Raw genomic sequence first — 26183 nt, 5'->3', positions numbered from 1 at the left:
GTGCATCGCGATATATACCGTGAGGCGGTATATTCACGTGCCATGAGCATCGGTCCGTCCAGGACCCCGCGCTCCGCACCCGGTGCAACGAAGGGGACGCCTCGAGCGTCTGACATGCAGGCACGCCGGTAACGGGAGGGGAGTGCCCATGACGTTCGCCCAGGTGCGCGCGTTCGTGTTCGTCACCGTCCTGCTCATCGGGGGCGCGCTGGTGATCGCGGTCGTGATCGGCAAGGACAGCCAGCGCGACCCCGTCGCCGCGGCCTGCCCGGCGGACTGGCCGCGCGCGGACATGTCGCTGCCCGCCGTCCGCGACATCACGGTCGCCGTCTTCAACGGCACCCGCAAGGCGGGCGCGGCCGCGACCGTCGCGGAGGAGTTCCGCAACCGCGGGTTCGAGGTGAAGCCGGTGCGCGAGCCGGCCAAGCGGGAGAAGGTGGCGGGCGTCGCGGTGCTGCGCCACGGGCCGGACGCGGTGGGCGCGGCGCACGTCGTGGACGCCTACTTCCTGGGCAAGGCCGAGCGGGTGTACGACCCGGGCCGGCGCGGCACGCAGATCGACGTGGTCGTCGGCGAGCAGTTCAAGTCGCTGGCCCAGCCCACCGACGTCAACATCGCCCTGGCGGACATGGGCCATCCCAAGGTGCCGCCGCAGACCTGCGTCCGCGAGGTGTGAGGCGGTGCCCGCCCGCACGGGGGAGGGGCGGGCACCGCGCGAATCTCAGCGCCAGGTGATGGTCACGGTGGTGCCGCCGGAGGGCGTCAGCGTCCGGTTGGCGCCGGACTCCCAGGTCACCGTGCCGTCGGGGTTCTTCTTGACCAGTTTGTACTCGACCGCCTGCCCGGTCGGCAACGAGACCGTGCCTGTCCACACTGGATACTGGGTCGGCGAGAGCGCGACCGCGGCGGCCGGGTTCCACGCGCCGAGCGGCGCGGTGGAGCCGACGACGAAGACGTTCTGCCCGAACGTCGTGGTGGCCGTCGCGTTGAACGCGACCGCCGCCGTGCCACCGCCGCCGGCCTGGTTCCACGTCGCGGTGTGCGCCGCGCCGCCGGTACCGCCGCGGTTGGGTGTGCTCTCCCAGGTGACCTGGCCGTTGCTGATCCGCACCAGCTTCCACTCGAATGCCGTGCCGGCCGGGATCGAGACGCTGCCGCTGAACGAGCCGGCGGCCGCTCCCGGTGTGAGCCGCAGCCCGCTGGCCGGCGTCCACGCACCGAGCTGCGCGACCGAGCCGACGACGTAGACGTCCTGGCCGGTCGGCGCGGTGACGGTGAACGTGGTGTCGCCGGCCGGCGGCGGCGTGGTCGGCGGCGGCGGGGTGGGCGTGCCGTTGGTACGCGCGTTGACGTGCAGGGCCACGCCCCGGTTGGCCGGGATGCTCGTGGTGAACGCGCCGCCCGCGACGCCGATCGTGCCGCCGCTGCAGGCGCCGGTCGTCGCGTTGAAGGTGCCGCGTGCGACGTTGCAGTACGTCCCGTCCGGCAGGCTCGTGCTGAACGTGCGGCTCCACGCGTCGCCGGTCGCGTTGAAGGCGGCGTAGCCGCGGCTGCCGCGGGCGAACGCCAGCCGACCGTTGCCGTCGGTCACCGTGCCGGAGACGCCGGTGCCCTCGGTCGCGTTGCGGAAGCTCGGCATGCCGGCGACCTGCTCGTTGCGGTGCTCGCAGATCCACTGGCCGTTCGCGCAGTCGGTGGCGCTGGTCGTGCCGTTGGACGAGCTGGGCGGGCCCTGCGCCTGGTTGGCGCCGAACGCGTAGCTCGACATCAGCTGCACGGTGCCGTACGGGTGGGCCATCATGAACGCGTCCGCGAGGTAGTACCGGTCGCCGTTCTTGTACGTCAGGGTGGGGCTGGCCCGCTGGGTGTCGTGGTTGTCGACGAACACGACGGCCTGGCCGCCGGAGAGCCCGCCATAGTTCGGCAGGTTGGCGAACTGGGCGATGTTGCCGCCCTGGAAGCCGCTGGCGACCGCCCGCTGGTAGTCGAAGTTTGTCACCTTGCCCAGCGGCGCGTACGCGGTGTAGGGGATCGTCGCGTCGCCGTACACCTCGTGGAAGATGTCCGGCCGGCCGCCGAAGCCGGGCACGTCGTGCAGGCGGGAGATGACGTCGGCCAGGTGCGCCTCCTGCACGTGCTTGGCCGCGTCCACCCGGAAGCCGGCCACGCCGAGGTCGATCACCGCGTTCATGTACTTGGCTATCTTGCGGCGCACCTCGGGGTCGCCGGTGTTGAGGTCGGCGAGCGCGAGCAGCTCGCAGTCCTGCACCTCGGCCTTGTTGCCCCAGTTGCTGATCGTCGTGTAGCAGGAGCCGAAGTCCGGGTAGGTGTACGCGTCGCCGGAGCCGTCGTTGAACAGGTTCGGGTACTCGTACTTGCTGTACACCGTGCCCGCGCTGCCGGGGCCGCTGCCGGCCGAACCGGTGCCGCTCATGTGGTTGAGCACGACGTCGACGTAGATCTTGACGCCCGAGTTGCGGCAGCGGGTGACCATGTCGACGAACTCGGCGCGGGTGCCCCGCCGCGTCTCGTCGAGCCGGTACGAGACCGGCTGGTAGTCCTGCCACCAGGGGTAGGTGGCGCCTTCGGCGCTCGGCAGCACGACGTGCTCCTGCGGTGGGGAGACCTGGACGCCGCCCCAGCCGTTGGGCCCGAGCGTGGTCTCGCACTCCCGCGCGATGGAGCTCCACCGCCACTGGAACAGGTGCACGATCGACGACCCGTTCGCGACGGCGGCCTGTGCGGCCGGCGCGGTGGCGACGGTGACGGCGGTGAGCAGGAGCAACGGGATGGTCGCGGCCGCTGCCCAGCTGGTCGCGGCCCTTCTTCGAAGTGTCACTGCGCACTCCCGGGTAGGGGGGATCGGAACGTTTTGCTACGCCTGCAAGAACTTCCGCACACTGTCGCAACAAACTAGCAACATCGACGCCCATTTGTGAACCGCTTGCTGTGCCCGCGTCCTGCGGGGCTCTCGCTGTTGATCAGGGAGTTGGTGGGCGTGTCCGTCGGCGTGTCCACCCACGAAGTCCCTGATCAACCGGCTCGAGGGTCCCCGTGCTGCCGGGCGCCACGGCGAGCCGCGCATGAAAGGCCTTCCGAATGCTGCAAGAAGTTGCTAGCGTGCGGCGGCAACAACCCCCACGCGCAACTGAATAGGAGCTCCCATGCGCATCCGTACCGCGGGTGTGGTCGCCGCCGCCTTGGCCCTGTCGCTCGCCGCCACCGGCTGCGGTGGTGGCGGCGACGAGCCGGCCGCGTCCGACTCGCCCGCCGCGAAGGCGGCCGGTGGCCGGTTGGTGATCTGGGCAGACACCAAGCGCACCGCCGCCCTCAAGCCGTTCGCCGACCACTTCGGCCAGGAGAACGGCGTCACCGTCGAGGTGCAGGAGATAGCCGACGAGCAGCAGACCACGTTCGTGACCGCCTCCCAGCAGGGCAGCGGGCCGGACGTGATGGTCGGCGCGCACGACTGGATCGGCAACCTGGTGCAGAACGGCGCCATCGACCCGGTGCAGCTGTCCGCGCAGCAGAAGGCCGGCTTCGCGGAGATCGCCCTCAAGGCGGTCACGTTCAACGGCCAGGTGTACGGCGTGCCGTACGCGATGGAGAACATCGCCCTGATCCGCAACACCGACCTCGCGCCGCAGGCACCGGCCACTGTGGAGGACCTTGTCGCGACCGGCAAGCGGCTCAAGGCGCAGAAGAAGGCCAGCGAGATCCTGTGCCTGCAGGTCGGGCAGAGCGGCGACGCCTACCACCTCTACCCGCTCTACACCTCGGCCGGCGGCTACCTCTTCGGCACCGCCGCGAACGGCGACTACGACCCCAAGGACCTGGGCGTCGGCACTCCGGGCTCGGTGGCCGCGTTCAAGAAGATCCGGGCTCTGGGGGAGAAGGGCGACGGCGCGCTCAAGCGCTCGATCGGCGGCGAGAACTCGATCGCCACGTTCACGGCCAAGAAGTGCGCGTTCCTCGTCTCCGGGCCGTGGGCGATCACGGACGTGAAGAAGGCGGGGCTGGCCTACGACATCTCGCCGGTGCCCGGGTTCGCCGGCGGCGAGCCGGCCACGCCGTTCGTCGGCGTGCAGGCCTTCTACGTGGCGGCCAAGGGCAAGAACAAGGCGCTCGCGCAGGAGTTCGTGGCGAACTACCTGACGGTGCCCGACCTTGCCGTCGCCCTCTACAAGGCGGAGCCGCGGCCGCCGGCGCTCACCGCCGCGCTCGACCAGGTCAAGGCCGAAGATGGGGACCTGGTCAAGTTCCAGGAGGCGGGCCGCGCCGGCGCGGTGCTGCCGGCGATACCGGAGATGGCCGCGATCTGGGACCCGTTCGGCAAGGCGGAGGCCGCGATCATCGGCGGCGCCGACGTCGCCACCACGGTCAACGCCGCCGCCAAGACGATCTCCGGGCAGATCAGGTAGATGGCCACCCAACTGACGAGTCCGGGGCCGCCCGTCGTGGCCCCGGACGGCGGCCGGCACCGCCCGCAGCGGCCGCGCACCGCGCGTGACTCGGCGCCGGTCACGCTCACCGGCCTGGCGGCGAAGGTGGTGCTGCTCGGCCTCGCCGCCGGCATCGCGATCTGGGCCGCGTTTCCGCTGGTGGAGGCGCGCGCCTGGGCCGGCCTGGCGATCCTCGCCGGCACCACCGCCGCGATCTTCTACCTCTACCTGACCCGCCGGCACGTGCCGGCCAAGTACCTCGTGCCCGGCACGCTCTTCCTCATCGCGTTCCAGGTCTTCCCGATCCTCTACACGGCCAGCACCGCGTTCACCAACTTCGGCGACGGCCACCGGGGGAGCAAGGACGAGGCCATCGTGGCCATCCAGACCGCGTCGGTCACCCAGGTGCCGGGCTCCACCGAGTACGCCCTCGCGGTCGCCACCACCGGTGAACCGGCGACCGGCCCGCTGGTCTTCCTCGTCACCGACCCCGCCACGCGCGCGGTCTCCGCCGGTGACGCCACCGGGCTGCGCGCCCTCCCGGAAGGTGACGTGACCGTCAACTCCGCCGGGAAGGTGACCGCCGCGCGCGGGTACACCGTGCTCACCGCCGCGCAGGCCGGCGCCCGCAGCGCCGAGATCACCGCGTTCGCGGTGCCCACGGCCGGGGGCGCGATCCGCTCGTCGGGGCTGTCCCGCGCCTACGAGGGCAAGGCGACCCGGGAGTACGCCGCGGGCTGCGACTGCGTCCGGGACACCGCGACAGGTCGCACCTGGACGGCCGACGAGGGTGCCGGCGCGTTCGTCGCCGCCGACGGGGAGCGGCTCGCGCAGGGCTGGAAGGTCGGCGTGGGGCTGAAGAACTTCTCCCGCGTGCTGACCGACTCGACCATCTCCGGCCCGTTCCTGCGCACGCTGCTGTGGAACGTCGCGTTCGCCGTCGGCTCGGTCGCGGTCACCTTCGGGCTCGGCCTGCTGTGCGCGTTCGCCCTGCACACGCCGCGGATGCGCGGCCGCTCCCTGTACCGGGTGCTGCTGATCCTGCCGTACGCGATGCCGTCGTTCGCGATGCTGCTTGTCTGGCGGGACCTGTTCAACACCGACTTCGGGCTGGTCAACCGGCTGTTCGGGCTCGACGTCGACTGGCTCGGCGGGGTCTGGTCGGCGCGGCTCGCGGTCGTGCTCGTGCAGATGTGGCTCGGCTTCCCGTACATGTTCCTGGTCGCCACCGGCGCGCTGCAGGCGATACCGAAGGAGCTCACCGAGGCGTCCAAGGTGGACGGCGCCGCGCCGTGGCAGTCGTTCCGGCAGGTGACGCTGCCGCTGCTGATGGTGGCGCTGACCCCGCTGCTGATCTCGTCTTTCGCGTTCAACTTCAACAACTTCAACGCGGTCTACCTCACCACGGAGGGCGGCCCGTTCCCCGCCGACAATCCCACCGCCGGCGCGACCGACCTGCTGATCACGTACACGTTCCGGCTCGCGTTCGGCGCCGCCGGCGCGCAGTACGGGTTCGCGGCCGCCATCTCCGTCTTCATCTTCGCGATCGTCGCGCTGCTGTCGGCGGTCAGCTTCCGGCGCACCCGCCGCCAGGAGGAGCTGTACGCATGAGAACACTTCCGCTACGCCACGCGGTCGCGGCCGGCGCCGTCGCGTTCGCGCTCTTCCCGATCCTGTTCGTGCTGTCGGCGGCGCTCAACCCGCGCGGCACGCTGTCGTCGACCGAGCTGGTGCCGACCGGGCTGTCGCTGGAGAACTTCGGCCGGCTGCTGTCGGAGACGAGATTCGCGAGCTGGTTCGCCAACACGATGCTGATCGCCGGCCTCGCCTCGGCGGCGGCGGTCTTCCTCGGCGCGCTCGCCGCGTACGCGTTCAGCCGCATGCGCTTCCGCGGCCGCCGCACCGGGCTGCTGGCGCTGCTGCTCATCCAGATGTTCCCGCAGTTCCTCGCGATCGTCACGATCTTCCTGATGTTCAGCACGGTCACCGGGCTGTGGCCGGCGGTCGGCTTCAACACGCCGTGGGGCCTGGTGCTGCTGTACCTCGGCGGTGCGCTGGGCGTGAACACCTGGCTGATGAAGGGCTTCCTGGACACGCTGCCCCGCGAGCTCGACGAGTCGGCCACCATCGACGGGGCCACGCACGCACAGGTGTTCTTCCGGATCATGCTGCCGCTGGTGGCGCCGATCCTGGCGGTCACCGGGCTGCTGGTGTTCATCGCGACCGTCAACGAGTTCCTCATAGCCAACGTGTTCCTGACCGACACCGGCTCCAAGACGCTCGCCGTCGGCATGTACGGGCTCATCTCCGGCGAGCGGAACAACAACTTCGGCGTCTTCTGCGCCGGCACGCTGCTGACCGCGGTACCGACCGTGCTCGTCTTCCAGTTCCTGCAGCGCTACATCGTCTCGGGCCTGACCGCCGGAGCAGTGAAGGGATAGCCACGTGCCACACCACGACGGGACCATGGTGTCCACACAGACCCCGGCCCTCGGCGAGACCGTGACCGTGTTCGTGCGGGTGCCGGCGGGCACGCCCGCGCGGCGCGTCCACGTGCGGTCCACACCGGACGGTGAGCCGCACTTCACGCCGGCGGCGGTCGACCGCACCACGCCGGACGCGACCTGGTGGCGGGCCGAGGTGGTCGTGCGCAACCCGGTCACCAACTACCGGTTCCTCGTCGACGACCGGTGGCTGAACGGGCTCGGCGTCGCCGCCCACGACGTGCCGGACGACCTCGACTTCCGCCTCGTCGCCCACGACCCGCCGCCGGCCTGGTCCCGCGACGCCGTCGTGTACGAGATCTTCCCGGACCGCTTCGCCCGATCCGGACGGGACCTGCCGCCGGCGCCGGACTGGGCGGTGCCCTGCGACTGGGACACGCCGGTCGACACCGGGCAGGCGCTCGTGCAGCGGCAGTTCTACGGCGGCGACCTCGACGGTATCGCGGGGCGCCTGGACCACCTGGAACGGCTCGGTGTCAACACCGTCTACCTGACGCCCATCTTCCCGGCCCGCTCCAACCACCGGTACGACGCGGCCGCGTTCGACCGCATCGACCCGCTGCTCGGCGGCGACGCGGCGCTGGCCCGGCTCGCCGCCGCGGTGCACGCCCGCGGGTGGCGGCTCATCGGGGACGTCACCACCAACCACACCGGCGACGCGCATCCGTGGTTCACCGCCGCGGTGTCCGATGTGGAGGCCTCCGAGCGGGCGATGTACTACTTCGACGAGAGCGGCGACTACGAGTCGTGGACCGGTGTGAAGACGCTGCCGAAGCTCAACTGGGCCTCGCCCGTGCTGCGGGAGCGGCTCGCCGAGGTGGTGCGGGCCTGGCGGCGGCCACCGTACGGCCTGGACGGCTGGCGGGTCGACGTGGCCAACATGACCGGGCGGTGCGGCGCCGACGCGTACACCCACGAGGTGGCCGCGCACCTGCGCGCCGCGGCGGGCGACGGGCTCTTCGTCGCCGAACACGCCCACGACCACACCGGCGACCTGGACCGCGACGGCTGGCAGGGCACGATGAACTACGCCGGCTTCCTGCGTCCACTCTGGACCTGGCTGCGCGGGGACGACCTCGACCTGCCGCTGTTCCTCGGCGTGCCGGGCGGGGTGCCGCGCCGGGACGGGGTGGCCGCCCTCGCCACCGTGCGGGCCTTCGCCGCCCGGGTGTCGTGGCGCGCCCTGACCCACTCGTGGACGCTGCTCGGCTCGCACGACACCGCCCGCGTCCGCACCGTGGTCGGCGACCCGTACCGGCAGGAGGTCGCGGCCGGGCTGCTGATGACGATGCCGGGCACGCCGATGGTCTTCGCCGGCGACGAGATCGGCCTGCGCGGCGTCGACGGCGAGGACTCCCGCACGCCGATGCCGTGGCAGCGGACCGGGGAGTGGGACCACGCCACGTTCGCGCGGTACCGGGAGCTTGTCGCGCTGCGCCGGGACACGCCCGCCCTGCGGCACGGCGGCCTGCGCTGGGTGCACGCGGACGCCGACGCGCTCGCCTTCGTCCGCGAGACCGAGGGCGAGAGCGTGCTGGTGCTCGCCCGGCGGGCGACCGGCGAGCCGGTCCGGCTCACCGGCGTGCCGGGCGGCGCCAACGTGTACGGCGGCGCGGCCGACCTGCGCCCGGACGCCGCCGGCGCGGTGACGCTGCCGGCGGACGGCCCGAGCTTTCAGGTGTGGCGGTCCTAGGGGTTGGCGACGCAGCCTGAGCCGGCGGTCAGGCTCAGCTCGGTCCGGAGGATGTCGAGGTACCGGCAGCCGTCGCGGGCGTTGGGCTCGATGTAGCCGCCCTCGTGCCACTCGTTCCAGGCGTAGACGAGCACGAAGTTGTCCACCGCGGAGGTGCGGGTGGAACCGGCGATGTCGGTCGCCGCGTTCCGCGCCGCCTGGGTGAACAGGTCGAAGGTCTGGTCCGGGAAGAACGTCACGTCCGCCGCGTTCGGCACGAGGATCGGGTAGCGGGGACGTTCGTCGAAGTCGGACATGACACATCGGACGTACGCCGGCGCGCCCGCGTTGAACGTCGCCCGCTGCCCGCGTACGTAGCCGGCGTAGGTGCCCGCCTGCACGGCCGCGTACGGGGCGGCGCAGTAGCTGCCGTCGGCGCCGACGTTGCCGAGCACCAGCCCCAGGTCCTGGTGGGCGAGCACGAGGATCTCCTCGCCGAGCGCGGCGCGGGCCCGCGTGCGCAGCTCGCCGACGAAGCCCCGGACGGCGGCGGCGCTACCGTCGCCGATGCCGCGGGTGTCGCAGAGCCACACGATCGGCCGCCCGTCGTTGGCCCGCAGGTAGTTGGGCTGTGCCAGGTAGTCGCCGACCAGTGTGCCGGCGACCAGGCCGTACTGGTCCGCGGGGATCTTCAGGATGCCGTTGTCCCAGGCGTGGGCGCAGATGCTGATGCCGAAGTCGAGCGCGTCCCGGTTGCCCGCGCGCAGGAACGAGCGCAGCCCGGCGGCGTGCCGCTCGGTGCGCTCGGCGGGGTTCCAGTACCAGTAGAACGTGAAGTGGTCCAGCCCGGCCGAGGACGCCTGGGTGATGTGCTTCTCCACGGTGGACACCTGGGCGTCGTCGTAGAAGCCGATCGACGGCGCGCGGTCGGAGAAGTCCTCGTCCGGCCACAGCCCCTTGTACGCGGGCACGGTCGGGTCGGCGCCGGAGAAGTCGCGGACGCCGGCCCACCAGTCGGGGTAGGTGCGCTTGTAGAAGTCGTACCCGCCCTGGATGATGCGGGCGTTGGAGCCGGCGTTCCAGGTGCCGAAGTAGAGGGCGCCCACGCGGTTCCACTGTGGATGCACGTAGCCCAGCGGCCCGTCCCGCTTGAAGCCGCGGGCGAGCAGGTCGTCCGGGTTGCCGTACGGCGCCTCCAGGGACACCCGCCAGCCGGCCGGCCCGGAGAAGCGGGACAGCAGCGCCAGGCCGGTGGCCGGCCGTGCGGCGGCGTGCCCGACAACGCCCTCGTACCGGAAGGTCCCGGCCGCGACGAGCGCGTCACGCTCCGACGTGGACGCGGTCAGCAGCCACCCCGCGCCGCCGGTCCGGGTGAGCCGGTAGACCGGCTGCGAGCCGGTGAACGCGGCCTGCCGTAGGTAGCCCAACCGGTTGGGCAGCAGGCGGAAGCCGTGCTGGGCCACCGCCGCGTCCGCCTCCGCGCGGGACAGCGTCCACAGTGGCGTACCGGCACCGTTTTCCAGCTGGAGCAGTGGCACCGGATCGCGCACCGCGGCCTGCCCCGCGGCGGCCGCCCGCAGCCCGGTGCCGGCCTGCGCGTCCGGCCAGAACAGCTGCATGCCGGCCGCGACAAGCACCATCCCGGCGGCAGCCGCCAGCGTCCCCCGTATCCCCCGCACGATGTTTTCCTCCGCTAGTCGTCCTCGGACACCAACACGATGAGCGCCGCGCCGTCCGCCGGCGGCCGCCCCTCGACGAGCGCGATGCCGGCCGAGAAGTCGCCGTCGCGCCACACCTTCGAGCGGTAGCCGGTGCCGCCGTCCTCCGGGTACCGCGTGTCCTCCGTCCACGTCGCGCCGAGCTCACCCGCGTAGTGCGCGGTCAGCGCGTCCCAGCCGGTGCCGGCGGGCAGGCGGTAGCCCAGGTGCTCCCACGGGCCGTCGAAATGCTTGTCCAGCCGCCGGCGCAGGTCGGTCATCGCGAGCGACGCCGCGGTGACGGTCTCTCCCTCGCCGAGGCCGTTCACGGCGCCGGCCGGGGCGGGTGGCGGAGGCGGCGGCTCGCCCTGTCCACAGGCACCCGTCGCCAGGAGGGTCGCCAGCAGCACTGTGGACACGCGGATCCCGGTGGCGATCATCGCACGGGAGCCTAGCGGGTGCATGCTAGGCGCGTGGGTATGGACAACCTGACGCCGCTCGCCGACGTGACGCCCGGCGACTGGATCGTCACCCGGCTGCGTGGGCTGGACGGCACGGTCGGCTCGGTGGTGCCGCCGGGCTTCGCGGCGTACGCGCGGGTGCCGCATCCCGTCGAGACGGGCGATGACCCCGGCGGTGACGTGCGGGTCGGCAGCCTCGCCCCGGCGGCGCTGGCCACCCTGCTCGACGTGCTCGCCCCGGCGACCGGTGACCAGGAGTGCTACCACGCCCTGTGGGAAGGCTGGGGATGGGTCGACGGCGGCGGCGTCGCCGCGTGGGCTGTGGACGAGGAGCGCGGCGGCCCGCCGGTGCGGCTGCCGGTGACCCCGGGCGTGTCACCGCGCGTATGGGGGCTGCCGCGGCTGCGCCTTCCCGGCCGTGACTACCTGCTGTTTCGCGGACCGCTGCGGGCGGCGCTGGAGATGGGGTGGCACCAGCCGGCACCGTTCGGCTTTACCCCGCAGTCGCCGAGCCTGCTGTGGCCGGCGGACCGTTCCTGGTGCGTCGCCACGGAAGTTGACGACACCGCCACTTTCGTCGGCGGTCCACAGGCGGTGGTCGACCGGGTCGTCCACAGCCCGGTCCTGGCCGCGACGCCGGCCAGCCCTGTGGACAAGCTTGTGTGGACCGCGACCAGCGACGAAGGGTGAGGCCGCGGGAGCAACGGTCCGGACCACGGCGGACGCCGCGGTAGCCCACATCTTGTTATTCGGGGTTGAGAGCGCCCGACTCGGCGAGCAGTTTCCACAGGCCCGCGCCGTCCGGGGCGGAAAACCAGTGCTTGCCGGCCCGGTCGGAGGTGGTGAGCTCCTGGCCCGCCGGCGACGGGAGGCCGCCGGCGAGGACGGCCTGGGTGGGGGAGAGCGCGCGGATCGCGACCGCGGCCACGTGGTCGGGGTGCGTCTCGGCGAAGGTGCGGTAGATCTCCGGGTCGTGCTGGCCGTCGTCGCCGATGAGCAGCCACCGGATCCACGGCAGCTCCTCGGCCATCCGGTTGAGCGCGGCCAGCTTGTGCGCGCGGCCGCTGCGGAAGAAGCGGTCCCGCTGCGGGCCCCAGTCGGTGAGCAGGAGCGGGCCGAGCGGGTAGAGGTGGCGGGAGAGGAAGCGGGTGAGGGCGGGTGCGACGTTCCACGCGCCTGTGGACAGGTAGAAGACGGGCGCGCCGGGGTGTGCGGTGGTGAGGCGTTCGTAGAGGACGGCCATGCCGGGGACGGCGGCGCGGGCGTGTTCGTCGAGGACGAAGGTGTTCCACGCGGCGAGCAGCGGGCGGGGCAGCGCGGTGACCATCACGGTGTCGTCGATGTCGGATACCACGCCGAAGCGGGCGTCCGGGTCGACGATGCGGACCGGGGCCTCGACCGGGGCGCCGGTGCCGCTGCTGATGGCGACGGTGCGCCAGCCGGGTTCGAGGTCGGCCTTGACCACGGTGTCGATGAAGCCGCCCCGGTCGGCGACGGCCTCGTGGCGGCGGCCGGCGACCTCGACGGTGACCGGCGCGTCCTTGGCGGAGACGGTGGTGAAGCTGCGCCAGCCCCGGAGCTTGCCGGCCTTGCGGGGGCGGCCCTTGTCGGGGCGGCTGACCATGACGCGGCCCATCACGCGGACCCAGCCGGGGGCGCCGTAGCCGGTGTACGGGACGACGGTCGCGGACCAGCCGCGCTTGCGTAGCCAGCCTTCGAGGACGTCGTGCACCGCGTCCTCGATCCGCGCCGCGCGGTGCACCTCTGTCACGCCGAACAGCGTGACACACGATCATGGTGTGTGCAGCTCGACGCCTTGATCAATCGTCGGCAGCGTGACGCGGAAGACCGCGCCGCGGCCGTCGGCGGGCGTGATGACGCCGACGTGGCCGCCGTGGGCGCCGACCAGCGAGGCGACGATGGCCAGCCCGAGCCCGGCGCCGCCTCCTCGGCCTTGTGCGCTGCTGGTGTCGCCTCGGGTGTCGTCCGTGCGGCCGTGGGGGTCGCGCGTGGGGTCTCGGGTGTCGCTGGTTGGGCCTTGGGCGTGGGTGGTCGGTTTTCCGGAGTCGTTGCTCGGGTCTTGGGTTTCGCTGGTGTGGTCTGGGGCGTGGTGGGTCGGGTCTGGGGAGTGGGTGCTTGGTTTTTCGGAGTCGTTGCTTGGGCTTCGGGTGTCGCTGGTGTGGCCTGGGGTGTGGTGAGTGGGGTCTGGGGTGTGGGTGGTTGGTTTTTCGGAGTCGTGGGTGGGGCTTCGGGTGTCGCTCGTCCGGTCCTGGGGTTGGTGGGTGGGGTCTCGGGGCTCGCTGGTGCGGCCGCGGGTGTTGTGGGTGGGGTCTGTGGTCACGGTGGTGCGGTCCCGGGTGTTGTGGGTGGGGTCTGGGGTCACGGTGGTGCGGTCCCGGGAGTCGGTGCGGTCTCGGGAGTCGGTGCGGTCTCGGGAGTCGCTGGTGCGGTCTCGGGCGTCGCTGGTGCGGTAGAAGCGGTCGAAGACTCGGACGGCGTCTTCCGGTGCCAGGCCCGGGCCGCGGTCCGCCACCTCGAACACCGCGGCGCCGTCCTCGACACCGACGCCGATGCGCACCGGGGTGCCGGCGGGTGTGTGCGCGACCGCGTTGCCGACCAGGTTGGCGACCACCTGGCGGAGGCGGGCCTCGTCGCCGTCGACCGGCGCCGGACCGGGTGGGCCGGCGCCGCCCGGTCCGGTCACCGTCACCTCGCGGGTGGGGTCGAGCGCGTGGAGGTCGCGGCGGGCGTCGGCGGCGAGGGTGCGCAGGTCCATCGGCGCGCGGTGCAGCGGCAGGCCGGCCTCGCCCTCGTCCAGCCGGGCGAGTAGCAGCAGGTCCTCGGTCAGCTTCGCCAGCCGGGCGGACTCGCTCTCGATGCGCGCCATCGTGAGGGCCACCTCGGCGTCGCCGGTGACGCCGCCCATCCGGTACAGCTCCGTGAAGCCCTTGATGCCGAACAGTGGCGTGCGCAGCTCGTGGCTCACGTCCGCCACGAACCGCCGCATCCGCGCCTCCGACGCCGCCCGCGCCGCGAACGCGGTCTCGACCTGGCCGAGCATGCCGTTCAGCGCGGTGGAGAGGCGGCCGATCTCGGTGCCGGGCGGGGCCTCGGCCGGTACCCGCTTGGACAGGTCGCCGCCCGCGATGGCCGCCGCGGTCTGCTCGATCCGGCGCAGCGGTCGCAGCCCCGCGCGGATCGCGAACCAGCCGGCCGCCGCGAGCACCGCTACCAGAGCGAGCCCGGTGAGCAGGCAGATGGTCCGCAGGCGGCTGACCGTGCCGTCGACGGCGGAGGTGGAGGCGGCCACGGCGATGCCACTCCCGGCCGGTGGCGGGCTGCCCAGCAGCGGCGCGGCCGAGCGGGGGAGCGCGACCACCCGCCACCCGGCCCCGCCGTCCACGTCGGCCACGCCGAACGGCCGACCGCCGTGCGCCGCGACGGCCGCGGTGTCGAGGCGGGGCAGTTGGGGTGCGCCGGGGCCGGGGGTGTGCATGAGGCGTTCAACTCCGCCGTCGGCGTGGAGGTACACGATCTCGACGTCGGCGATCAGGTCGAGCCGGGCGCCGAGCTCGCTGGGTATGACGGTGGGGTCGAAGGCGGGGATCGCGTCCGGCGAGACGCCGCCCAGGAGGGTGGTGAGCTGTACCAGCTGCGAGTCCACCCGGTCGACAAGGTGGCCGCGCAGCACCTGCGAGACCACGGCGCCGCTGACTGTGAACCCGACCGCCAGCAGCGCCACGCAGATCAGCAGGAGCCGCGCCCGCAGCGAGAGGCGCTTCACGGGCGCGGCCTGCGCAGGACGTAGCCGACGCCGTGCACGGTGTGGATGAGCTTGGGCTCCGCCGTGTCCACCTTGCGGCGCAGGTAGCTGATGTAGGTGTCGACGATGCTGGGGTCGCCGCCGAAGTCGTACCGCCAGACCTCGTCGAGGATGCGGGCTTTGGGGACGACCTGGCCCGCGTTCGCCATCAGGTAGTGCAGGAGGCGGAACTCGGTGGGCGACAGGCGCACCGCCCGCCCGCCGCGCGTGACCTGGCGGCCGTCCGGGTCGAGGGTGAGGTCGCCGACGGTGAGCTCGCCGCCGGCACCGCTGGTGCGGCGCAGGATCGCGCGGATGCGGGCGATCAGCTCCTCCAGGTCGAACGGCTTGGTCACGTAGTCGTCACCGCCCAGCGTCAGGCCGTTGACCTTGTCTTCGGGCGCGTCGCGGGCGGTGAGGAACAGGACCGGTACCGGTTGGCCGCGGGCGCGCAGGCGACGTATCACGTCGAAGCCCTCCATGTCCGGCAGCATGACGTCCAGCAGCACGAGGTCAGGTGCCTGGCTGCCGGACAGGGCGATCGCCTCCGCGCCGGTGGCGGCGGACACGACCGCGAAGCCGGCGAACCGCAGGGTCGCCGAGAGTAGTTCGCGCAGGGTCGGCTCGTCCTCGACCACGAGTAGCCGTGCCGTACCGTCCATCGGCTGTCGCCCTCCTCGGTCTGAATCCGTGCCGTGCCTTGCCGCCTTGCCTCGGTTGCGCCGGGTCACCGCCCGAGTGGTGCCCCGGCCCGGCTGGGTGCGGGTCCCGCCCCGATCGTGCCGGTATGGCCCGAGTGCGTGGGCGCGACACCCCGGCCCTCGCGGGTCGCACCGCGCGGCGCGTTACCTGGCTTGCCTCCGTGCCGGGCAACACAGGCCGGAGCCGCAAGGACCCGAACCCTGCGGGGCTACCCAGCCTGGACCCGCGCCTGGCGAAACCAGGGCGGACGCTGCGAGGGAACGCGAACCCTGCGGGCCGCCCCCAGCCCGGACCCACGCCGAGCGATCCGGGACGGACGCGGCGGGGGAACCCTGGCCGGACCCCCACGCGGGACCGATCCACGCGGGACCGATCCACGCTGGACCGATCCACGCCAGACTGACCCGCGGCGGGGTGCGGACCCTGCAAGGACCGGCTCGCTCGGCGCGGTGATCGGCACGGGCGCCGGCCGCGGCACGGGGCTGCTGTACCTCGGCTGGTCCCCCGCAGAGCGACCCCCGGCCCGAACCGCGCAGCCTGCCACCGGACCGGATCCACGCGGAGCGAGCCGGGTGCGCCCGGAGGCAATCCGCCGCACTCTCCCCGCCGCCCGGAGCCGAAGCGCCTCAAGCGTCCCGGGCCCGCAGCACCACGAACGCCGCCACCAGCGTGCCCGCCACCGCGACGCAGAGGACGCCGTAGCCCGCCCACGGTCCGAGCAGGTCCGGATCCGGCTTCACGGTCATCACGCGCGAGCCGGCGGTCGTCGGCCACCACCGCACCAGGCGTTCGCCCCAGCCGCCCGGCAGTCCCTGGCCGAACGCGGGGACCAGCAGCGTGACCGCCACCAGCACGGTGATGCCCCGGCGGTCGAGCGCACGAGCGTGCCCACCGCGACGCCGAACAGCCCGATCGTGGCCAGGTACAGCCCGGCGCCGGCCACCGCCCGCAGCACGTGCGGCTCGGCGAGCGTGGTGTGCGGGGCGTCCTGGCCGGCGAGCGTGGCCTGGCCCAGCAGGAACGCCCCGAAGCCCACCACCAGGCCGGCGACCAGCGCGACCGCCGCGAACACCGCGGCCTTCGCGGCCAGCAGCCGCTCCCGCCTCGGTACCGCCGTGAGGCTGGTGCGGATCATGCCGGTGGCGTACTCGCCGCTGACGACCAGCACGCCGAGCACGCCGAGGGCGAGTTGGGCGGCGAGGTAGCTCTGCGTGCTGACCTGTGTGGGGTCGAACGCGTCCCGTTCGGCCGGTGCCAGCTCGGTGTAGCCGTCGCCGGCGCCGGAGCTGATCAGCACGCCCAACCCGACGGCGAGTGCGGCCAGGGCCAGCAGGGTGTACGCGGTGGAGCGGAGCGAGCGCAGCTTCGTCCACTCGGACAGCAGGATCCCGGTCATCGCTCCACTCCGAACTCGACTGATTCGCGGGTCAGCGCCATGAACGCCTCCTCCAGCGACTGGCTGCGGGGGGTGAGCTCGATCAGCGGTACGCCGTCGACGGCCGCGAGCCGGCCGATCTCCGCGCTGTCGAGGTCGGTCACGACGAGCTCGTCGGCCTTGTCGCGGCGCACCGTGGCGCCGGCGGTGCGGAGGCGGTCGGCGAACGACGCCGCCTCGCTCGTGCGCACCAGCACCGCGCGGTCGGCGCTGCCGCGCATGAACGCGTCCAGCGCCGTGTCCGCGATGAGCCGGCCCCGCCCGATCACGACCAGGTGGTCGGCGGTGAGCGCCATCTCGCTCATCAGGTGGCTGGAGACGAGCACGGTGCGCCCTTCGGCCGCCAGGTCGCGCATGAGGGTACGGATCCAGCGGATGCCGTCCGGGTCCAGACCGTTGACCGGCTCGTCGAACAGCAACACGGCCGGGTCACCCAGCAGCGCGGCGGCGATGCCGAGGCGCTGGCTCATGCCGAGCGAGAAGCGGCCCGCCCGGCGCCGCGCCACCGCCTCCAGCCCGACGATGCCGAGCACCTCGTCGACCCGGCGCCTGCCGATGCGGTTGCTCTGGGCGAGGCACAGCAGGTGGTGGTACGCCGTGCGGCCGCCGTGCACCGCCCGCGCGTCCAGCAGCGCGCCGACCTCGCGCATCGGTACCGGCAGGTCGGTGAAGCGGTGGCCGCGCACCGTCACCGTGCCCCGCGTCGGCGCGTCGAGGCCCAGGATCATGCGCATCGTGGTGGTCTTGCCGGCGCCGTTGGGGCCGAGGAACCCGGTGACCCGGCCGGGCGTGATGGTGCAGGTGAGGTCGTCGACCGCCAGGTGGCGGCCGAACTGTTTGGTCAACCCGCGCAGCTCGATCATGCCGGCGATGGTGGCGGACCAGGATGGCCCTTCCGGTGAGGTCCTGAGAGCTTTCTGTGAGCGGCCGCGCCCGCGAACCGCGCCCGCCACGCCCGCGAATCGCGCCCGCCACGCCCGCGAACCGCGCCCGCCACGCCCGCGAACTGAGCCCCACGTCGCGAACCGAGCCGCCAACACTCACCGGTCGCTGCGGCGAACTGTCCGAAATCCACAGGAAAATTTCAGCGCTGCATTGACAAGCATAACTGTCTACGTGAGGGTGTGTTAACGCTAACTGGGCAAGCGAAGGGTGAGAATCATGGCGCGGAAACGATGGCGCGGAGCGTTCGCCGGACTGGCGGCGGCCGTGGTCCTCGGCGGTGCCGGCGCGGTGTCGGCGCTCACGGCGGCGGACGCGGCGACCTACCCCAACCCCGGCCGGGTGACCGGCGACACGGGCGCGCACGACCCCACGGTGGTGCGCGCGCCGGATGGGCGCTACATCCTCGCCGCGACCGGCAACAACCTGTCGCTGAAGACCTCGACCGACCGCGTCGCGTGGCGCAACGCCGGCGCGGTCTGGCCGGGCGGCGCGCCGTGGACCACGCCGTACACCAACGGGGGCCGCAACCTCTGGGCGCCCGACATCTCTTACCACAATGGACAGTACTACCTGTACTACTCGGCCTCGACGTTCGGCTCGCAGCGCTCGGCCATCTTCCTTGCCACGAGCCCGACCGCGGCGTCCGGCTCGTGGACGAACCAGGGTCTGATCATCGAGAGCAGCAACGCGGTCAACTACAACGCGATCGACCCCAACCTCGTCGTGGACCAGAGCGGGCAGTGGTGGCTGAGCTTCGGCTCGTTCTGGAGCGGGTTGAAGATGATCCGCCTCGACGCCGGCACCGGGCGCCGCTCCACATCGGACACCGCCGTGCGCGCGATCGCCAGCCGCCCCAACGCGGGCGGCGCCATCGAGGCACCGGTCATCCACCGTCGCGGCGGCTACTACTACCTGTGGGTGTCGTTCGACCGCTGCTGCCAGGGCGCGTCGAGCACCTACCGGGTGATGGCCGGCCGCTCCACGTCGGTGACCGGCCCCTACACCGACCGCAACGGCACGCCGCTCACCTCCGGCGGCGGCACCGAGGTCCTGGCCGGCCACGACGCCATCCACGGCCCCGGCCACCAGGCGGTCCTGACCGACGGCGGCGGCGACGTGCTGTTCTACCACTACTACGCCGACAACGGCGCGTCGTACCTGGGGATCAACCTGATCGCCTACGACGCGGCCGGCTGGCCGTACGTGTACTGAGGCGCCGGCGAACACCGGCGGCGGGCACTTCGGCGCCCGCCGCACCGGTGTGTGATCATGGCGTACGTGCAGGTCAAGCAGGGTGCCTCGGAGTGCGCGGCCCGGGGGGTCAGCCCGCTGGACTGGCTCGGCGCCGGCCTGCTCGCACTCGGGCTTGTCGCCGTCGCGGTGGGGCTGCTGCCGTGGCGCGACGCGCGGGCGACCGACGAGCGCATCCTCCCGCTGCTGGTCTTCCTCGGCACCGTCGTCGTGCTGGCCGAGCTCGCCGCCCGAGCCCAGGTCTTCGACGTCCTCGCCGCCCGGCTGACCATCGCGGCCCGCGGGCGCAACCCCGCGCTCTTCCTGCTCACGGTGCTCTTCGCCACGCTCACCACGGCGTTTCTCAACCTGGACACCACGGCGGTGCTGCTCACCCCGGTCATGCTGGCCACCGCCCGCCGCGCCGGCCTCGCGCCGCTGCCGCTCGCCATGACCACGGTCTGGCTGGCGAACACCGCGAGCCTGCTGCTCCCGGTCTCCAACCTGACCAACCTGCTGGCCATGGAGCGGGTGCGCCTCGAACCGCTCGGGTTCGCCGCCCGCATGGCGCTGCCGCAGGCGGCCGTGCTGGTCGTGGTGGCGGCGAGCCTGTGGGTGTTCTACTGGCGCCGCAACCCGCCCCGCTACGAGCCGCCGGCGCGGGTCCGCCCCCGCAACCGCGCGCTCTTCGTGGCCGCCTCGACGGCATGCGCCGCGTTCATGGCCGGCATCGTGGCGGGACTGAGCATCTACGCGGTGTCGGCGGTGTGCGCGGCCGGCCTGGTGGTGGCCTACTGGCGCTACGACCGCGGCGGCCTCACCTGGAGCCTCGTGCCGTGGCGGCTGCTGGTCTTCGTGACCGGACTGTTCCTCGTCGTCGACACGCTCGGCCGGCACGGGCTCTCCGGCTGGATGTCCGCGCTGATCGGCACGGACCCCGGCGCCGTCGGCGTGGTGCGGGCCGCGGCGGCCGGCGGTGCGCTGTCCAACGCGCTCAACAACCTGCCGGCCTACGTGGCCGCCGAGGCGGTCGTGCCCGCCGCCAACCACACCCAGCTGCTCGGCCTGCTCGTCGGCACCAACGTCGCCCCGCTCGTCGCCCCGTGGGCGTCGCTGGCCACGCTGCTGTGGGCCGAACGCTGCCGCGCCGCGGGCCTCACCATCCCGTGGGGCCGCTTCGCCGCCACCGGCGCGGTCACCGCGGTCCTCGCACTCGCCGCGGGCGTGGCCACCCTGCTCGCCGTGAGCTGACCACCGCCGCTCGCCGGACGCCCTCACCCGGACCCGCGAGAAGCCGAGCCGCACGTGACCCGGCCCGCGGCGGCTCGCCGGGATCCCCGAGCCACACGTGACCCGGCCCTTGGGCTCGCCGGGACCCCCGACTCCAAAGGCCGGTTCCGCGGGCGGAAAGCCCGGCGGACGCTCAACTCCAGTCGGCGCGGAGCATCGCGTACACGTACTCGTCGCGCCAGGCGTCCTTCACCAGCTGGTTCTGCCGGAAGTGGGCCTCGCGGCGCATGCCGAGGCGCTCCAGCAGGGCGGCCGAGGCGGTGTTGGCGGCCGAGCAGCGGCCGATGACGCGGTGCAGCCGCAGGCCGTCGAAGCCGAGCCGCAGCACCTCGCGCGCCGCCTCGGTGGCCAGGCCGGCGCCCTGGTAGCGGGGGTCGAGCACGTACCCGATCTCGCCCTGGCCGCTGCGGTCGCTGAGCCACACCAGTTCTACCTGGCCGACCAGCACGCCGGTCGCCCGTTCGACCACCGCGAGGCTCAGGCAGTCGCCCTCGCGGGCCAAGCGGTCCTCCTTGACCATCCGCTGCAGCGCGACCGTCACCTGCATGAGGTCGCGCGGCTCCCAGAGCATGTGCTCGGCCACCTCGGGCAGCCGCTGGTACCCCCACAGCGGGTCGAGGTCGCCCATCGTGAACGGGCGGAGCGTCAACCGTCGCGTGTGGATGGGGTACGTCGGCCGGAACACCTCGACGATCTTAGGGCGCGCCCTCGCTCCACGAGCGCCACACCCGGTAGGTGACCGCGGTGATGGGTACGGCGACCAGCGCGCCCGCCACGCCGGCCGTCAGGGCGCCGGCGGTGACCGCGACGAGGACGACCGCGGGGTGCAGGCGCAGCGCGCGGCCCATGATGAGCGGCTCGAGGAGGTTGCCCTCGATCTGCTGGACCGCGACGACCACGAGCAGGACCAGGAGGGCGTCGACGGGGCCGTTCGCGGCGAGGGCGACGAGCACGGCGACCGCGCCGGCCACGGTCGCGCCGATGATCGGCACGAACGCGGCGACGAACGTGAGCAGCGCCAGCGGCAGCGCGAGCGGTACCCCGATCAGCACAAGGCCGAGCCCGATGCCCAGCGCGTCGATCGCGGCGACCGCGACCGTGCCCCGCGCGTAGCGGGACAGCGCCGTCCAACCGTCACGCCCGGCCTGGCCGGCGCGCTCGCGGCTGCGTTCGGGGAGGCGGGCGGTGGCCCACGCGGCCATCCGGCGGCCGTCCTTGAGCAGGAAGAAGAGCAGCACGATCGCGAGCAGCGCGGCGCCCAGCGCCTCGAAGACGCCCATCGCCGCGGCGGTGAGGCCGCCGCCCGCCGCGCGGGCCCGCTCGCGGATGCGGTCGCTCAGCGACTGCAGCTGCTCCTCGCTCAGGCCGGCGCCGACGATCCACTCGCGGGTGCGGTCCCAGCCCTGGGCGAGCTGCTCCGGCAGGTCGGCGGCCTGTTCGGCGGTGACCTGCCAGAGCAGGACGGCGGGCAGCACGACGACCGCGAGCATGACCGCGATGGCCGCGAGGGCGGCGAGCGAGTCGGGCGCGCGCAGCCGGCGTACGGCGTCCGCGATCGGCTGCAGCAGCGCGGCCAGCAGCAGCGCCACGATGATCGCGAGGGTCAACGGCGCCACCAGCACCGCGAGGCGGATGACCAGGTACAGCACCGCCGCGATGAGCAGCACGCAGCCGCAGGCCACCGCGCCGTACCGCAGTGACCAGGACAGGGACTCCCAGACGCCGCGCGTCTTTGTTGGCTTCTCGGCCAGGTCGGTCGACACGCCGCCAGGTACCCCGCGGCGCATCGACGTACACCCTCACCAGGTGGCGAAGACGCGGGCCTGGCCGCCGGAGCCCTCCTGGTAGGGGATGAGGCCGACGATGATCGTGGCGCCGGAGCGGGGGAGGCGGTCGAGGCCGGCGAGGTTCTCCACGCCGTACCGGTCGGCGCCGGTCAGGATCAGATGCGTGTCGAACGTGGACGAAACGCCCGGATCGATGCTGAGCGTGTCGACGCCGAGGCTGCGGATGCGGCGGTGGCGCAGCAGCCACTCGGTCGCCTCCGCGCTGAAGCCGGGAAAGTGCAGCGTGCCGCCCGCGTCGGTGCCGCGGTAGGCGTCCGGGTCGCCGGCCTTCGCCGCCCAGCCGGAGTACATGAGGACGGCCGCGTCCCGCGGGATCCGCCCGTACCGCCGCTCGTAGCCCTTGATGTCCGCGACCGTGACGGTCGTGTCGGGGTCGCGGGCCGCGCGGGCCGCGATGTCGATGACCGCGGCGGGCGTGACGAGCTCGGCGGCGGCGAGCTCGGTCGAGGTGCGCCCACCGGGTATGAAGTGGCCGGGTGCGTCGACGTGCGTGCCGTAGTGCTCGAGGATCCGCCACTCCTGCATGTAGTAGCCGTTTTCCTCGATCGTCACGTACGTGCGGCGGCTCGGCTCCTCACCCGGCGCGAATGCCGGGAACGTCGTGGTCAGCGGGTGGGTGAGGTCACGCACCCCGCGCCCGTACCCGCCCTTGGGACCGGCCTGCGCCGGCTCGGCCATCACGGCGGACGCCGCTATCGCGGCCGCACCGGCCAGCGCCGCCCGGCGGCTGAACGCTCCCGCCCGGCCGGCCTGCTTCAGACACTCCTCAGTGCACATTCCAGGACTCCTCTCTGCCGTCTGTCACTAAACGCCGTGTCGGACCGTCGCGCTACGGTGACGCGCGTGAACGTCCTGGACAACCGCGCGCTCAACCGCGCCCTGCTGGCCCGCCAGCTCCTGCTGCGCCGCCACGACCTGACCGCGCACGCCGCGCTTTCGCACCTCGTGGGCATCAGGCGCAGGAGCCGCAGGAGCCGTTCGTGGGGCTGTGGAGCCGCCTTGTGGCGTTCGACCCGCACGAGCTGTCGAAGCTTGTCGAGGAGCGCACGGCCGTCCGCACGCTGCTGATGCGCCGCACGCTCCACGTGGTCACCGCGGCTGACGCGCTCGCGCTGCGCGGCGTGCACCAGCCGATGCTGGAGGCGCGCATGTGGGCCACGCTGCGCCGCAACCTGCCCGGTGTCGACCTGGCCGAGCTGGCCGAGGCCGGGCGCCCGCTCTTCGAGGGCGAGCCGCGCATGCTCACCGACGCCGCCCGCGAGATCGCCGACCGCTGGCCCGGCGTCGCCACCCGCGACCTCGGCGACGCGCTCAGCTGCCTGGTCCCGCTGGTCCAGGTGCCGCCGCGCGGCCTGTGGGGGCAGCGCGGCGCCGCGCTGAACGTCACGGTCGACCGGTGGCTGGGCACCGCGCCCGAGCCGCAGACGCCCGAGGCGGTCGACGCGCTGGTGCTGCGCTACCTGGCGGCGTTCGGCCCGGCGGCCAGCGCCGACATCCGCGCCTGGTCCGGCCTGAGCGGGCTGCGCGAGTCGGTCACCCGCCTGCGGCCGCGGCTGCGCGTCTTCCGCGACGAGCGGCGGCGCGAGCTCCTCGACGTCGAGGACGGCGCGCTGCCCGACCCGCGGACACCGGCGCCGGTGCGGTTCCTGCCCGCGTTCGACAACGCGGTGCTCGGCTTCGACGACCGGAGCCGCATCATCGACCAGGAGCATCGCGGGCTGAGCGTGCAGGGCGCGCGGTTCGTGCTCGTCGACGGCCGGGTCGCCGCGACCTGGTCGGTGGCCGGGGGCGTGCTGCGCGTCGAGCCGCTGCGCCCGCTGACCCGCCGCGAGCGCGCCGAGGTGGGCGCCGAGGCCGAGCCGCTGCTCGAGCTCCACGGCGGCGGCCGGCTGGAGATCGCCTGACGATTTTGGGCTACCGCGACGTCCGCCGTGGTCCGGACCGTTGCGCGGGCCCCCGGGGAGACGTGGCGCGCAGCGGAGCGTCTTCTCGGGGTGCGTTCCCGCGGCCTCACCGTCCGCGGGGGTTGGGCTTGGCCCGCGGACCTGGCAGCGGAGGTCGGGGATCTCGGCGAGCCCTGGCGAGCCGCCGACCTTCGCGTTGCCCGCGGGAGCGTCCGGTCCGCAGGTGACGCGGACGTGGGCAGATATGTCCGAAAGGATCGTCGGGCGGCCAAGGGCGGGCGGCGGCATCCCACGGCGGACCGCCGCCCGCCCGCCTGAGGAGGGGCCGATCGCCCGCACTTAAATGTAAAGATTCTTAAGTGTTCCAATGAGACCATCGGCGGCGGGCGCTGTCAACGCGGACGTTCACCGGGCGGTGGGCCGCGGTTCGCGCGGTAGGCGCCGCGCGGAAGGGGAGGCCGCCTAGCGTCCGGAGGCGATGAGCCCCAAGACCCTGCTGGCTGGCAAGCGGGGGCTGCCCGCCCACGTCACCGTGTACCTGTTCGTCATCGTCCCGTTCCTCGCCCTGCTCGCGGCCGTGCCGATCGCGTGGGGCTGGGGACTGTCCTGGGTGGACGTCGCGCTCGCCGCCGCCTGGTACACCTTCACCTGCCTCGGCGTCACCGTGGGCTTCCACCGCTACTTCACGCACGGCGCGTTCAGGGCGGGACGGCGGATGCGGGTGGCGCTGGCGGTCGCCGGCAGCATGGCGGTGCAGGGGCCGATCCTGCACTGGGTGGCCGACCACCGGCGCCACCACGCGTTCTCCGACCGGGAGGGCGACCCGCACTCGCCGTGGCTGTTCGGCACGTCGGCGGCGGCCCTCGCGCGCGGCTTCTGGCACGCGCACCTGGGCTGGGTCCTCGACCGTGACCTCACCAACCAGGAACGCTTCGCACCCGACCTGCTCGCCGACCGCGACATGCGCCTGGTGCACCGCACGTTCGGCCTCTGGACCGCGGTGACGCTGGTGGCGCCCGCGGCGATGGGCGGCCTGATCACCTGGTCGTGGTGGGGAGCGGTGACCGCGTTCTTCTGGGCCGGCCTGGTGCGGGTGACGCTGCTGCACCACGTCACGCGGTCGGTCAACTCGGTGTGCCACATGGTCGGCGAACGCCCCTTCGCCGCCCGCGACCGGTCGGCCAACGTCTGGCCGCTCGCGATCCTGAGCATGGGCGAGTCGTGGCACAACCTGCACCACGCCGACCCGACCTGCGCCCGCCACGGCGTACGCCCCTGGGAGATCGACATATCGGCGCGCGTGATCTGGCTGTTCGAGAGGGCCGGCTGGGTGCGCGACGTCCGCTGGCCGACCCCGCCGCGCGTGGCGAAGCTCCGCGTGGCCACCTGACGCGGTACTACCGGGCAACGCGGCCCGCCGCCGGCGCCGGTGTGTGGCAGGATCTGCGGGGCGCGTCCTGACCCCGGCGAAAGGGAACCCTCTCGATGAGTCGGCCGTGGAGCCGGGTCGGCATCCGGGCACTCGCGCTCGCGCTGATCGCCGCGGGTGCCGGCGGCGGCTACCAGCTGGCGCAGGGCCGGGACGCCGAGCGCGACGGCATCCGCGCGCAGCTCGCGGCGGACGCCGGCCAGGGCGAGATCGCGTACCTCAAGCAGCGGCACCGCGACCACACGGCGGCGACCGCCCAGCAGCGCGAGGCACAGCGGCTCGCCGCCGAGAAGGCCGCCGCCACCGCGAAGACCGAGGCCGAGCGCGCCCGCAAGGCCGCCGACGCCGCCGGCCGCCGTAAGCGCGAGAAGGACCAGGCGAACGCGCCGACCAAGCCCTACGACGGGCCGGTGCCCGCCTCCTGCAACGCCTACAGCGGCAACCGGCGCACCGGCTGCGCGCTGCTGCTGAACAGCGGCTTCGGCCTCGACCAGATGCCCTGCCTGGACAAGCTGTGGACCAAGGAGAGCGGCTGGAACCACAAGGCCCGCAACCCGTCCTCCGGCGCGTACGGCATCCCGCAGGCGTATCCGGGCGGCAAGATGGCCGCGGCCGGCGCCGACTGGCAGACCAACCCGGTGACCCAGATCAGGTGGGGCCTGGACTACATCAAGAAGCGCTATGACGACCCGTGCGGTGCGTGGCAGCACTCCGAGGAGACCGGCTCGTACTAGCGCCGGGCGGGAGACGCGTCCAGATACGTCGGGCGTGTCGCGATTTGGCGGGGACGGTGTCGGTTGAACGACCGTTAATCGTGCAACCA

Annotated in this window: 22 protein-coding genes; 11 read left to right on the top strand and 11 right to left on the bottom strand. The window is 73.1% G+C overall.

The window, feature by feature from the left end; all coding sequences use genetic code 11:
• Window positions 1-148: 148 nt before the first annotated feature.
• Window positions 149-676, top strand: a complete 528-nt coding sequence (locus tag Phou_RS41590; RefSeq protein ID WP_173068369.1) for a LytR C-terminal domain-containing protein — start codon at window positions 149-151, stop codon at window positions 674-676.
• A gap of 45 nt (window positions 677-721) precedes the next feature.
• On the opposite strand, the gene Phou_RS41585 is transcribed toward Phou_RS41590, so the two are convergent.
• Entirely contained in the window at window positions 722-2839 is a 2118-nt protein-coding gene (locus tag Phou_RS41585) for a carbohydrate-binding module family 20 domain-containing protein (protein WP_173068366.1), read from the bottom strand.
• Window positions 2840-3164: 325 nt separating this feature from the next.
• On the opposite strand from Phou_RS41585, the gene Phou_RS41580 reads away from it, so the two are divergent.
• The 4 genes from Phou_RS41580 to Phou_RS41565 are packed head-to-tail and all read left to right on the top strand — an operon-like array spanning window position 3165 to window position 8639.
• Window positions 3165-4421: a sugar ABC transporter substrate-binding protein gene (locus Phou_RS41580; protein WP_173068363.1), complete on the top strand. Its 1257-nt coding sequence runs from the start codon at window positions 3165-3167 to the stop codon at window positions 4419-4421.
• Window positions 4422-6053: an ABC transporter permease subunit gene (locus tag Phou_RS41575; RefSeq protein ID WP_173068360.1), complete on the top strand. Its 1632-nt coding sequence runs from the start codon at window positions 4422-4424 to the stop codon at window positions 6051-6053.
• Window positions 6050-6883 (top strand): sugar ABC transporter permease, encoded by an 834-nt coding sequence (locus Phou_RS41570; protein WP_173068357.1) that lies wholly within the window; start codon window positions 6050-6052, stop codon window positions 6881-6883. Before Phou_RS41575 ends, Phou_RS41570 begins: the two co-directional genes overlap by 4 nt.
• Window positions 6884-6887: 4 nt before the next feature.
• Window positions 6888-8639, top strand: coding sequence for a glycoside hydrolase family 13 protein (locus Phou_RS41565; protein ID WP_308784894.1), 1752 nt, complete (start codon window positions 6888-6890; stop codon window positions 8637-8639).
• On the opposite strand, the gene Phou_RS41560 is transcribed toward Phou_RS41565, so the two are convergent.
• The gene (locus tag Phou_RS41560) at window positions 8636-10297 is read right to left on the bottom strand and encodes a glycoside hydrolase family 99-like domain-containing protein (RefSeq protein WP_173068354.1); all 1662 of its coding nucleotides are present in this window, start codon (window positions 10295-10297) and stop codon (window positions 8636-8638) included. The two genes, Phou_RS41565 and Phou_RS41560, sit on opposite strands and share 4 nt — an antisense overlap.
• A gap of 14 nt (window positions 10298-10311) precedes the next feature.
• On the bottom strand, window positions 10312-10755 hold the full coding sequence (locus tag Phou_RS41555) for a hypothetical protein (RefSeq protein WP_173068351.1): 444 nt from the start codon (window positions 10753-10755) through the stop codon (window positions 10312-10314).
• 33 nt (window positions 10756-10788) lie between these two features.
• Here Phou_RS41555 and Phou_RS41550 point away from each other — a divergent pair, with 33 nt between their 5' ends.
• A complete protein-coding gene (locus tag Phou_RS41550; RefSeq protein WP_173068349.1) occupies window positions 10789-11466 on the top strand; it encodes a hypothetical protein in 678 nt (225 codons plus the stop codon).
• Between the two features lie 55 nt (window positions 11467-11521).
• Here the strand turns inward: Phou_RS41550 and Phou_RS41545 are convergent, their stop codons facing one another.
• The 5 genes from Phou_RS41545 to Phou_RS41525 form a co-directional block, all read right to left on the bottom strand.
• Window positions 11522-12547 (bottom strand): App1 family protein phosphatidate phosphatase, encoded by a 1026-nt coding sequence (locus Phou_RS41545; RefSeq protein ID WP_246274341.1) that lies wholly within the window; start codon window positions 12545-12547, stop codon window positions 11522-11524.
• 21 nt (window positions 12548-12568) lie between these two features.
• The gene (locus Phou_RS54790; RefSeq protein WP_173068346.1) at window positions 12569-14560 is read right to left on the bottom strand and encodes a sensor histidine kinase; all 1992 of its coding nucleotides are present in this window, start codon (window positions 14558-14560) and stop codon (window positions 12569-12571) included.
• Window positions 14557-15240, bottom strand: a complete 684-nt coding sequence (locus Phou_RS41535; RefSeq protein ID WP_173068343.1) for a response regulator transcription factor — start codon at window positions 15238-15240, stop codon at window positions 14557-14559. The genes Phou_RS54790 and Phou_RS41535 overlap by 4 nt, the downstream gene beginning before the upstream one ends.
• Window positions 15241-16025: 785 nt before the next feature.
• The gene (locus Phou_RS41530) at window positions 16026-16676 is read right to left on the bottom strand and encodes an ABC transporter permease (protein WP_218579510.1); all 651 of its coding nucleotides are present in this window, start codon (window positions 16674-16676) and stop codon (window positions 16026-16028) included.
• Window positions 16673-17578: an ATP-binding cassette domain-containing protein gene (locus tag Phou_RS41525; RefSeq protein WP_173068340.1), complete on the bottom strand. Its 906-nt coding sequence runs from the start codon at window positions 17576-17578 to the stop codon at window positions 16673-16675. The genes Phou_RS41530 and Phou_RS41525 overlap by 4 nt, the downstream gene beginning before the upstream one ends.
• Window positions 17579-17876: 298 nt before the next feature.
• Here Phou_RS41525 and Phou_RS41520 point away from each other — a divergent pair, with 298 nt between their 5' ends.
• Together Phou_RS41520 and Phou_RS41515 are read left to right on the top strand one after the other, a co-directional pair.
• Window positions 17877-18872, top strand: coding sequence for an arabinan endo-1,5-alpha-L-arabinosidase (locus tag Phou_RS41520; RefSeq protein ID WP_173068337.1), 996 nt, complete (start codon window positions 17877-17879; stop codon window positions 18870-18872).
• A 57-nt stretch (window positions 18873-18929) separates the two neighbouring features.
• Entirely contained in the window at window positions 18930-20141 is a 1212-nt protein-coding gene (locus Phou_RS41515) for an SLC13 family permease (RefSeq protein ID WP_173068334.1), read from the top strand.
• A 172-nt stretch (window positions 20142-20313) separates the two neighbouring features.
• On the opposite strand, the gene Phou_RS41510 is transcribed toward Phou_RS41515, so the two are convergent.
• From Phou_RS41510 to Phou_RS41500, 3 genes are read right to left on the bottom strand one after another with little or no spacing between them, the layout of a single operon-like run.
• Entirely contained in the window at window positions 20314-20865 is a 552-nt protein-coding gene (locus Phou_RS41510) for a GNAT family N-acetyltransferase (protein WP_173068331.1), read from the bottom strand.
• A gap of 10 nt (window positions 20866-20875) precedes the next feature.
• On the bottom strand, window positions 20876-21967 hold the full coding sequence (locus Phou_RS41505) for an AI-2E family transporter (RefSeq protein WP_173068328.1): 1092 nt from the start codon (window positions 21965-21967) through the stop codon (window positions 20876-20878).
• 12 nt (window positions 21968-21979) lie between these two features.
• Window positions 21980-22804 carry a cyclase family protein gene (locus tag Phou_RS41500; protein WP_173068324.1) on the bottom strand — a complete coding sequence of 275 codons (825 nt, stop codon included), beginning with the start codon at window positions 22802-22804 and terminating at the stop codon, window positions 21980-21982.
• A gap of 14 nt (window positions 22805-22818) precedes the next feature.
• Between Phou_RS41500 and Phou_RS41495 the strand changes: the two genes are divergently transcribed.
• The 3 genes from Phou_RS41495 to Phou_RS41485 all read left to right on the top strand — a co-directional run bounded on the left by Phou_RS41495 (window position 22819) and on the right by Phou_RS41485 (window position 26094).
• A complete protein-coding gene (locus Phou_RS41495; protein ID WP_281365174.1) occupies window positions 22819-23931 on the top strand; it encodes a winged helix DNA-binding domain-containing protein in 1113 nt (370 codons plus the stop codon).
• A gap of 478 nt (window positions 23932-24409) precedes the next feature.
• Complete coding sequence (locus Phou_RS41490) at window positions 24410-25321, top strand: acyl-CoA desaturase (RefSeq protein ID WP_173068321.1); 912 nt, start codon at window positions 24410-24412, stop codon at window positions 25319-25321.
• Window positions 25322-25416: 95 nt separating this feature from the next.
• Window positions 25417-26094: an aggregation-promoting factor C-terminal-like domain-containing protein gene (locus Phou_RS41485; protein WP_173068318.1), complete on the top strand. Its 678-nt coding sequence runs from the start codon at window positions 25417-25419 to the stop codon at window positions 26092-26094.
• The last annotated feature ends 89 nt before the right edge of the window (window positions 26095-26183 follow it).

Origin of the sequence: Phytohabitans houttuyneae (genome assembly GCF_011764425.1) — a bacterium.
Taxonomy (GTDB): domain Bacteria; phylum Actinomycetota; class Actinomycetes; order Mycobacteriales; family Micromonosporaceae; genus Phytohabitans; species Phytohabitans houttuyneae.
The sequence above is the reverse complement of the archived record's forward strand: the minus strand, read 5'-3'. Positions and strand labels throughout refer to the sequence as shown.

Coding starts and splice junctions, on each gene's coding strand:
- Phou_RS41490 (WP_173068321.1), top strand. CDS start 24,410: ATGAGCCCCAAGACCCTGCTGGCTGGCAAGCGGGGGCTGCCCGCCCAC.
- Phou_RS41515 (WP_173068334.1), top strand. CDS start 18,930: ATGGCGTACGTGCAGGTCAAGCAGGGTGCCTCGGAGTGCGCGGCCCGG.
- Phou_RS41535 (WP_173068343.1), bottom strand. CDS start 15,240: ATGGACGGTACGGCACGGCTACTCGTGGTCGAGGACGAGCCGACCCTG.
- Phou_RS41555 (WP_173068351.1), bottom strand. CDS start 10,755: ATGATCGCCACCGGGATCCGCGTGTCCACAGTGCTGCTGGCGACCCTC.
- Phou_RS41580 (WP_173068363.1), top strand. CDS start 3,165: ATGCGCATCCGTACCGCGGGTGTGGTCGCCGCCGCCTTGGCCCTGTCG.
- Phou_RS41575 (WP_173068360.1), top strand. CDS start 4,422: ATGGCCACCCAACTGACGAGTCCGGGGCCGCCCGTCGTGGCCCCGGAC.
- Phou_RS41525 (WP_173068340.1), bottom strand. CDS start 17,578: ATGATCGAGCTGCGCGGGTTGACCAAACAGTTCGGCCGCCACCTGGCG.
- Phou_RS41485 (WP_173068318.1), top strand. CDS start 25,417: ATGAGTCGGCCGTGGAGCCGGGTCGGCATCCGGGCACTCGCGCTCGCG.
- Phou_RS41520 (WP_173068337.1), top strand. CDS start 17,877: ATGGCGCGGAAACGATGGCGCGGAGCGTTCGCCGGACTGGCGGCGGCC.
- Phou_RS41570 (WP_173068357.1), top strand. CDS start 6,050: ATGAGAACACTTCCGCTACGCCACGCGGTCGCGGCCGGCGCCGTCGCG.
- Phou_RS41505 (WP_173068328.1), bottom strand. CDS start 21,967: ATGCGCCGCGGGGTACCTGGCGGCGTGTCGACCGACCTGGCCGAGAAG.
- Phou_RS41530 (WP_218579510.1), bottom strand. CDS start 16,676: ATGACCGGGATCCTGCTGTCCGAGTGGACGAAGCTGCGCTCGCTCCGC.
- Phou_RS41590 (WP_173068369.1), top strand. CDS start 149: ATGACGTTCGCCCAGGTGCGCGCGTTCGTGTTCGTCACCGTCCTGCTC.
- Phou_RS41500 (WP_173068324.1), bottom strand. CDS start 22,804: ATGTGCACTGAGGAGTGTCTGAAGCAGGCCGGCCGGGCGGGAGCGTTC.